This is a genomic window from Moorena sp. SIO1G6 (assembly GCF_010672795.1).
GTDB lineage: Bacteria > Cyanobacteriota > Cyanobacteriia > Cyanobacteriales > Coleofasciculaceae > Moorena > Moorena producens.
Genome location: NZ_JAAHFZ010000049.1, coordinates 35,711 through 45,031, shown reverse-complemented (window position 1 = coordinate 45,031; position 9,321 = coordinate 35,711). Strand labels below are relative to the sequence as shown.

At 41.5% G+C, this 9,321-nt stretch carries 9 protein-coding genes; 8 read left to right on the top strand and 1 reads right to left on the bottom strand.

Translation table 11 applies throughout. The annotated features are described in order from the left end of the window. Window positions 1–231 precede the first annotated feature (231 nt). Window positions 232–768 (bottom strand): hypothetical protein, encoded by a 537-nt coding sequence (locus tag F6K63_RS28890; protein WP_008189846.1) that lies wholly within the window; start codon window positions 766–768, stop codon window positions 232–234. 195 nt (window positions 769–963) lie between these two features. Here F6K63_RS28890 and F6K63_RS28885 point away from each other — a divergent pair, with 195 nt between their 5' ends. From F6K63_RS28885 to F6K63_RS28850, 8 genes are all read left to right on the top strand, one after another. After that, a complete protein-coding gene (locus F6K63_RS28885) occupies window positions 964–1,923 on the top strand; it encodes a YihY/virulence factor BrkB family protein (protein ID WP_044495393.1) in 960 nt (319 codons plus the stop codon). Window positions 1,924–2,317: 394 nt separating this feature from the next. Continuing rightward, window positions 2,318–3,613: an RNA-guided endonuclease IscB gene (gene iscB / locus F6K63_RS28880; RefSeq protein ID WP_071102596.1), complete on the top strand. Its 1,296-nt coding sequence runs from the start codon at window positions 2,318–2,320 to the stop codon at window positions 3,611–3,613. Between the two features lie 93 nt (window positions 3,614–3,706). Continuing rightward, window positions 3,707–4,183, top strand: a complete 477-nt coding sequence (locus tag F6K63_RS28875) for a DUF4112 domain-containing protein (RefSeq protein WP_287252417.1) — start codon at window positions 3,707–3,709, stop codon at window positions 4,181–4,183. Window positions 4,184–4,382: 199 nt separating this feature from the next. Next, window positions 4,383–4,715: a CU044_2847 family protein gene (locus F6K63_RS28870; protein ID WP_071102597.1), complete on the top strand. Its 333-nt coding sequence runs from the start codon at window positions 4,383–4,385 to the stop codon at window positions 4,713–4,715. A 228-nt stretch (window positions 4,716–4,943) separates the two neighbouring features. Next, window positions 4,944–6,230: an RNA-guided endonuclease IscB gene (gene iscB, locus F6K63_RS28865; protein WP_287252415.1), complete on the top strand. Its 1,287-nt coding sequence runs from the start codon at window positions 4,944–4,946 to the stop codon at window positions 6,228–6,230. A gap of 222 nt (window positions 6,231–6,452) precedes the next feature. Further along, a complete protein-coding gene (locus tag F6K63_RS28860; RefSeq protein ID WP_287313851.1) occupies window positions 6,453–7,313 on the top strand; it encodes a trypsin-like peptidase domain-containing protein in 861 nt (286 codons plus the stop codon). A gap of 24 nt (window positions 7,314–7,337) precedes the next feature. Then, a complete protein-coding gene (locus F6K63_RS28855; RefSeq protein ID WP_287313850.1) occupies window positions 7,338–8,330 on the top strand; it encodes a hypothetical protein in 993 nt (330 codons plus the stop codon). 9 nt (window positions 8,331–8,339) lie between these two features. Next, a complete protein-coding gene (locus tag F6K63_RS28850) occupies window positions 8,340–9,305 on the top strand; it encodes an AAA family ATPase (RefSeq protein ID WP_287313849.1) in 966 nt (321 codons plus the stop codon). Window positions 9,306–9,321: the final 16 nt, after the last annotated feature.

Sequence of the window (9,321 nt, the reverse complement as noted above, 5' to 3'; positions counted from 1 at the left end):
GCTATCAGCTATCAGCTATCAGCTATCAGCTATCAGCTATCAGCTATCAGCTATCAGCTATCAGCTATCAGCTATCAGCTATCAGCTATCAGCTATCAGCTATCAGCTATCAGCTATCAGCTATCAGTTTGTGAATGAAAGAGGTAACCATTTTTTGATCTGAGTGAAGTCACGAAGCTGACCGCTGACCGCTGACCGCACCTCAAGTAGCACCTCAAGTAGCGCATATACTTACCAACTATCTTCATTGTCGAAGCTGGGAAGATCGGGAGATGGGGAATACTCGCTGACGGTAACCTCCTCTACCTGGGACGGTTTACTCTTTCTTTCCTTAGCCAGTTGCTCAACAGTATCACTAATCACAACCGTTAAGTTTTCCCGGGTTTGAGCATGGTTGGCTTGCTCAGTCTTTAAGGCATCGATTAAGCGATCGCGTTCTGCCATGACTGACTTAAGGGTTGCCCTTAATTCCTCGACCGTTTGCAGTTGTTCCACATTCTGCTCAATACTCGAAACCGTCTCCAGTTGATCTGATTTGAGTTGAAATCCGTCTTGTTGTAATTGTTGCAGTTGAGCCTTGAGAGTTTCGATTTGCTCTTGAGCAAGTTGGCTTTCGATACGCCGTTGCTGAGCTTCAGTATTATATAACTGACGCCAATGAGCTGCACTTTTATCCGCAGCCTGGCACTCTTTAATGCTATCGGCCAGCTGCTGCTTCAGTTCCTTGATTTGGGCTAACCATTCGGTAAGCGACCCATTGTTGCTCATCAACAACTACTCCATCGGCTATAGCACTAATCAAATTTAATCAAATTTAATTATGGTTGAGGGGGTCGGGTTAACGGTAAACTGTCAATAAAATATTAAAGTGTGTCAATTGAACTACTGAACACTAGTAATGGGCAAACTACGGGTAAAATTGGCAAATTAATTTGTAGCAAGCCCCTGCTCACATCAGAACCTATGCTATCTAAGCGTTTTTTTCGTTTCTTCCGTTTCTTTGGTTACCTGAATCTGGTAACCCTCAGGAAGACTTTCAAGCGTGCGATGGAACGTCGCTTAATGGGTCTATCTGCTGAAATGGCATATAACGCCATGTTAGCGCTTTTTCCAGCAATTTTAGCAATTCTGACAGCGATTGGCTTGTTTGAATATTCCTTACAATTAACCTGGTACCACCACCCTCCCGAGCTGAGTGAAGTGGCACAGAATCAAGCTCTGAAAATGATGAAGGAAGTAGGTCCGGCTCAGGCGGTGCAGCCAATTCAGGAATTTACCGAGCAGATTCACCTCAGCACCAATAGCAGTCTATTTTCCCTGAGTTTTATCATAGCCATTTGGGTATCTTCTGGGGCACTGAGTGCAGCGATGAATGCCCTTGATCACATCCACCACATCCCCCGAGAGCAACAACGACCGTTTTGGAAAGCTAAGTTGATTTCTCTAGGCTTAACCATTGGTAGTATCATACTGCTAGTGATTGCATCTTTTTTGGTATTTATCAGTCACTGGGTGCTAAAAACAGTCGTTGATACGAGTGGAGCTTCCATCTTGTTGACACTCTGGAGTCTGTTGACCTGGCCCGTAGCCCTGAGTATGGTGGCAGCATCCTTTGCCTTTATCTATCGCTACGGACCAAGCCGTTGGCAGCTAGGCACACCGATATTGCCAGGAGCAGTTTTAGCAGCCATTTCCTGGGCAGTGGCTTCAGGCTTGTTTCGGCACTACGTTACTGCCAATTTCAGCAATTACAACAAAGTCTATGGTACCGTAACAGCCGTGATTATCTTACAGCTTTGGCTTTACATGACTTCTCTGCTACTGTTATTAGGGGATCAATTGAATGTGATAGTAGGAGAAGCAATGCAAGCATCCCATCGGAGACCTAGACCAAGAAAATTAGCCAAGGCAAAAAAAACATGATATGAGCTGAAACACTTTTGAGAATTGAGAATTGAGAATTGAGAATTGAGAATTGAGAATTTAGAACTCACCATTCTGCCTTCTGCCTTCTGCCTTCTACATTCTACATTCTGCCTTCAACCTTCAACCAAACAACCTATTTAAGCCCGTCACGAACCCACCGCCCACGCCTAACGGCTATAACGGGGGCTTGAAAAAGTCCATGACGTGACCAGCCTAAGACTATTGAGTCTACGTTTTTTGAGCTATCACACCTTTAGATGCGTCGCTAGTCTTCTGCTCTGTGGTTAATAGTTAAACAGTCATAAACGGGTTAAGACAGTGCTATTAACAAGACAAACTCAAAAAACATTGGCTAAGCGAACTCACCCTAGCAATAGGAGAAAACACAATTATGCGTGTATTTGTACTTGACAAAGACTTTAAACCATTAGACCCTTGCCGTCCGGCTAGAGCCAGACTATTGCTCAAGCAAGGTAGAGCCAAAGTGTTTAGAAGGTATCCATTTACAATTATCCTAAAAGATTTGGAGGTAGGAAACTGTACGACTCATAATCACCAGTTAAAAATTGACCCAGGCGCAAAAACAACAGGCTTAGCAATTCTACAAGACAACACTGTTATCTGGGGTGCTGAAATAATGCATCGTGGATTTAAAATTCGAGACGCTTTAACCTCAAGACGGCAATTAAGACGTTCTCGCCGTAACCGCAAAACTCGCTATAGAAAACCTCGTTTTCTTAATCGGAAACGTCCTTTGGAGTGGCTAGCACCCAGTTTAATGTCTAGAGTTCATAATATCCTGACTTGGGTTAAAAAGCTAATTCGGTTTTGTCCCATGACGGGTATTTCTCAAGAATTGGTACGGTTCGACACTCAAAAAATGGAAAACCCAGAAATCTCCGGTACTGAGTATCAACAAGGCACTTTGTACGGCTACGAAATTCGAGAGTACTTGCTTGAAAAATGGAACCGTAAATGCGCCTACTGTGGTGCAACAGATACCAGGCTAGAAGTCGAACATATTAAACCAAGATCTAATGGTGGTTCCGATAGGGTTAGTAACCTGGCAATAGCTTGTCACGATTGTAACCAAGCCAAAGGAAACCAGGATATCAAACAATTCTTATCAAGGAAGCCTGATGTATTGAAGCGAGTCCTGTCTCAATCTAAACGATCATTAGCTGATACCGCTGCGGTCAATTCGACTCGCTGGAAGCTGTACAAAGAACTCAAGTCTACTGGATTGCCAGTAGAAACGGGTTCGGGAGGCCAGACTAAATATAATCGACGTCGGTTTAACCTAGTTAAAACACATTGGCTTGATGCCGCTTGTGTGGGGAAGGTTGAAGCCATTTATGTCGAAAATTGCCAATTTTTATTAATTATGGCCAAAGGTCATGGAACTCGCCAAATCTGTCGAACAGATAAATTTGGGTTTCCGAAGCGTTATTGTTCAAGAACTAAGATCCACAAAGGTTTCCAGACCGGAGATATTGTCAAAGCAATTGTTACTAAAGGCAAAAAGATCGGAACTTATGTTGGACGTGTCGCCACTCGTAAAACTGGCTCGTTTAACATTTCGACTGCCAACGGATTGATTCAAGGAATCAGTTACAAGTACTGTACACCAATTCACAAAAAGGATGGATATTCATATCAAATTAATACCCTGTCCTCCCTTTCCTGAGTGCCTGTCACCTGGGGTTTCCCCAGGTGTTTATATGCCACGTCCTTTTGCTAACCTTTCAGGTATAGCGGGGGTCTCCAGGGAGGCGGAAAGATGAGGAATGATCGCAAAACATCTACCTTAAGGCGTGTACGTCGGGTAAGCTACCTACTGGACAATGCTATTCCTATCCCAGGAACAGGTTATCGGATTGGTTTAGATCCCATCATTGGTCTGTTACCAGGGGGTGGTGATTTTGTGGGAACTATCATTTCATCATACATTGTCGTAGAAGCAGCACGACTGGGAGTGTCTAGATCTACCTTGGTGGAGATGGTGCTGAATATCCTTCTTGAGACAGTTACTGGGTCTGTACCGGTGTTAGGGGATCTGGTGGATGCGGCCTGGAAGGCAAATGTCAAAAATGTTGAGCTGTTAGAGAAAGAATTAAATGTATCATCATCACCACCACAAAAATCCGATTGGTTGTTTCTTATCTTACTGTTGGCAGGGTTGGCTGTAGTGTTGGTAGTTGCGGTTGGAATTAGTCTTGCGATCGTAGCGTGGGTGATCACGGCTATAACTAGCTGAGCAACAATGTCTGGCATTTGTGAATGGGACTTGTGTAGGGTGGGACATGAAACTGGCAAGATGCCAGTTCCACAGGGTGGGAAATGAAACTGGCAAGATGCCAGTTCTACTAAGATGCCTATTCCAGCCACGGCTCAAACAGCTAAAATAAGATTCACCCTGTCTGGAATTGGTGAATGGGAGTAAAAAGACACAAACAATGGAAGAAAAAAAATTAGCGCAATTTTCTCTAGCGGATGGAACTACATTTCTGGTAGAAGTGGAAGAACCAGAAAGCCGTGGTATTGAGCGAGTCTCCCTGGGATCGGGAAAAAAAGTCCTCAAGGCACGGCAGACCTTTGAAGAAGCTCTAGATCAAATCAAACCGGTGGCTTCTGCGGTGATCACCAAATTGCGTGACCTCAACCAACCTGCTGATGAAGTGGAGGTAAAATTTGGTTTGAAATTGACGGCAGATGCGGGAGCCGTCTTTGCCTCTGTGGGTGGCGAAGTGAGCTATGAAATTACCTTAAAGTCAATAACTCACCGCTAAGTCCTATCGGACTATAGCGGGAGCTTGTAGAAGCTCATAGTTGACCAGACTGAGACTTAGATTAGGTCTACGTTATTTGAGTTATAACACCTGTAGGTGCGTGCCAGCCTTCAGCTCTGTTGTTAACAATTAAACATCTGTAGCGAGTTAAGGAAGTGTTGTTAACCTAAAAAGCTCTTATAACATTGTCGAGGCAAACTTTACCCACATCGTGGAGTGTTCAAAGTAATGCGAGTTTTCGTTTTAGATCAAAATAAAAAACCCCTGGATCCATGCCACCCGGCACGAGCTAGGGAACTACTTAAGAAAAGAAGGGCTAAAGTATTTAAGCGCTATCCATTCACTATTATCATGCAGGACAGGAGTGTTGATAATTCTGTAACTCATCCACACAGACTCAAAATAGATCCTGGTTCAAAAACAACCGGAATAGCTGTTATTCAAGAACAGACTGGACGAGTGACAAGTGCATTAGAAATTAACCATCGAGGACAGAGTATCAAGAATTCTTTAGAATCCAGAAGAGCCTTAAGGCGAGGTAGGCGAAACAGAAAAACTCGTTACCGCAAGCCTCGATTTCTTAATCGGAAGCGCCCAGAAGGGTGGTTACCTCCGTCACTAATGAGTCGAATATTTAACGTTGAGACTTGGGTAAGACGACTGAGGAAGTTGTGTCCAGTGACTGCAATATCTCAAGAGCTAGTGCGGTTTGATACTCAGAAGATGCAAAATCCAGAAGTATCAGGCGTTGAATATCAACATGGCGAGCTATACGGGTTTGAGGTTAAAGAGTACCTTCTTGCCAAATGGGGACACAGTTGTGTTTATTGTGGTGCTATGAATACGCCCTTAGAAGTTGAACACATTGTCCCAAAATCAAAAGGTGGCAGCAATCGGGTCAGCAACCTAACCCTTGCTTGTCGGTGTTGTAATCAGAAAAAAGGTAATGACCCCATTGAAAAATTTTTAAAGAAAAAACCAGCAATTCTCAAAAAAGTATTAGCTAAAGCAAAAATTCCTTTAAAAGATGCCGCAGTCGTCAACTCAACCCGTTGGGAATTATGGAGAAGACTAAAATCAACTGGATTACCCGTCGAAACAGGCTCGGGTGGATTGACTAAGTTTAATCGCAAGACTAGGGGTCTCGGAAAAACTCACTGGATCGATGCTGTTTGTGTTGGTAAAACCACCCCTGAGCAAATATTACTGAACGGAACAAAGCCACTAACAGTAACAGCTAAAGGTCATGGTATTCGTCAAAGGTGCCGACCTAATAAATACGGGTTTCCAAAGGCTCATGCTCCTTCTGCTAAGTCGTTTAAAGGCTTTCAGACAGGAGATATCGTCAAAGCTGACATAAAGAAAGGAAAATATGCCGGGCAGTATACAGGACGGATAGCTATTCGTTATCGTCCTTGTTTTGTACTTCAGACTCCCGAGAAGAAGTTCGATGTTCATCCAAAGTATCTGAGAATAATATTTAAAGCTGACGGATACGAATATGCGTCTAACTAGCAATGATTCGCGCTTCGCTGGCCGTAGGCCACGCTACGCGAACAATTTATTGACCTGCGGGAATTCCCCGGAGACGAAACCTGTTTATTGTGGAGCCTTTAGAGTCAGTGGGCTATGCAGATGCATGGTTAAATCTTTTTTAATAAGGCGACCCTATCTTACGGTAACTTTAAACCCGCTCAAACTAACGTTTATAACGGGAGTCCCCTTCCCGTATTTAAGATGGATTTTAATGCCCATAAGAGTTCAATTATTCGGCTCTTTAATCAAGACCAAGTAGTTGGTATTGGCTTTCTGGTATCCGAACACTATGCGTTAACCTGTGCTCATGTCGTAGCAGAGGCATTGTCAATTGATAGCACGATACAGAGCTGCCCTGAGGGAGAAATAAACGTTGATTTTCCTTTACTTAATGGGACAGATAAATTTTCGGCCAGGGTGGTTTGCTGGCATCCTGTATCTGATTTAGAAGATTCCGAGGAAGCCATAGAAGATATTGCTGTTTTGAAACTTGATAACCTTCCTGCTTCTGCTCACCAGACTCGCCTGCTGTTATCAGAAAATTTGGCAAATAATCGATTTAAAGTATTTGGCTGTCCTAGGAAAGTTCCGTTTGGAGTTTGGGCAACTGGGGTATTGTCAGATCAAAATGCTAAACAATGGTTTCAACTGGAAGATCCTAAGGTAACTGGATACGGGATTGAAGCAGGATTTAGTGGTTCTCCGGTTTGGGATGAAGAATTGCAGGGAGTGGTGGGGATGGTAGTTGCGGCAGATACCAAGCGACAAACGGCAAAAGTCGCGTTTATGATTCCGACACAAATTTTATTCAAAGCTTGGTCACAGTTGGAGTCAATTGTTATCCGAAGTAAGGCAAGAGAAAAGCAAATTAAACCTTTATCATCAGCCAAGAGAAAGTTCCTCGAACAAGAAAAAAAAGATTTGGAAGAAAAAATTAATGACATCCCCAATCAAATGAGATTCCTAGATCCTGCATCAAGTGACTATAAAAATCTCAAAAGAAGAAGTGATATATATTTTGAGGATCTTGAAAAAATTGAAAATCAATTATTTAGTTTTTAGGGATTTAGTAGTTGACAGTAAAAAATGAATCGCAGAGACTTTCTTGAAGAAGAAAAAAAAGATTTAGAAGAAAAAATTAGTGACATCCCCAGTCAAATGAGATTCCTTGACCCTGCGTCAAGTGACTATAAAAATCTCAAAAGAAGAAGTGATATATATTTTTCTAAACTTGAAGAAATTGAAATTGAACTTAGTTCATATCAACAATCATCATTAACCAAGAATCAAAGAGGCAATCGCTTTGACAAAAAGCTACGAAAGATTGATTTTAAAAAGCCGAGAAATCGAATAAATCAAATTCTCAAAAAATTTGCTAGTACTCGTAAGGGAGGATCGGCTTTTTTTTTAATTGAAAATATCAAAGAAACTAAGGGAGAATTATTGGTTTATGATATTCGAGATGATCTAACCAAAGAACGTGATGACTGGAGACATTACCCGATTAATGTGATAGCCAATAATATTGTAGATGAACAAAGTTTATTAAGGGCGATCGCAAAATTTATACCTAATTCTGATTCGGATACTCAAACAGTTGATAATACTCAACAGTATGCTATCAATATTATTGATAAGATTACGGCTGGTTTGCAAGTTGGGAGTCTTGTTTTTTTCGAATTGAATGATTGGGATGCTCTCGGGGAAAGTCAGGATTCATTATTATCCTGGTTTATGAAGTATTTTTGGATTCCTCTGACTAAAAAACAGTCTCAACTATCTCAGAATTCTGCAAATATTATAATTATCCTTTTTATGACCACTAGTTATTATTGTTTGTCAGAAAAATGTCAATGTTTACCTCATTTTAACCCACCCTCAAAATTTAATAAGCAAAAAATTTTCAAATTGGATTTACCAATAACATGGAGCGATAAAGATATTCGTGAATGGATTGAAGATACTTGTAAATATAATCGTCAACAAAGCTTGTTTGAATTAAACTACATCTTTAAGTATTCTAAAGGAAATCCAGAAAAAACCTGTTACATGTTGAAACAAAAATTTAATAAACTTTAGTTATAGCCTATGAATCCCCCTAAATACATCTTCCAGGGCAATTCAAAACATCGACCTAAAACATGTCATCCAGAGTCTCCCACAGAATTAGAACCCTATATTGCCGACAGCGAATTAATTGAAGCTGTGAATTTGGCAATTTTCCTGCAAAGACCCCTGTTAATTGAAGGAGAATCGGGATGTGGTAAAACCCGATTAGCAGTGGCAGTAGCTTATGAATTAGGGTTGCCCTTTTATCGTTGGGATATTCGCTCAACCACCAAAGTCCAAGAAGGATTATATGAATACGATGCGATTTTGCGGTTGCATGATGTCCAAACCCAAAACTTAACCCCGTCAATTAATCCGAAAACTGGACAACCGAGAAATCCTAAACAACCAAAAGATTACCGTGAACTAGGTCCCCTGGGAAAAGCCTTTCAATGTCATGACTATCCGGCAGTTTTGCTTATTGATGAAATTGACAAGGCTGATGTGGATTTTCCCAATGATTTACTGTCGATATTGGATAAACCTTGGAAATTTTTTATTCGGGAAACCGGAGAAACCATTGAGGCTAATCAAGAGCAACTACCAATTATCATTATTACCAGTAACAAAGAAAAAGGCAGTCTACCCTCTCCCTTTTTACGCCGCTGTTTATATCACTATGTGCGTTTCCCTAGTCAACCAGAAGAGTTAGAGAAAATTGTCGAGGTTCACTATCAACAGAAACAGAAACCAGAGACCATGGCAATGCCCAAATCTGATTTAGTGAAGACTGCGATCGCTAAATTTTTAGAGATACGAAAGGATAAAAGTCTATTTAAACTTCCGGGAACCAGTGAGTTTCTGGATTGGCTGGCTGCCTTACATCACTTTAAATCGGAACCCTATCCTGTGACTGAACTCCAGCAAGACAATACAATTCCCTATCGAGATTTAGTCTTTAAATTGCGGCAAGATTGGCAAAATCCTAATTATGCAGGTTCATGATACCAATTTCCTTTAA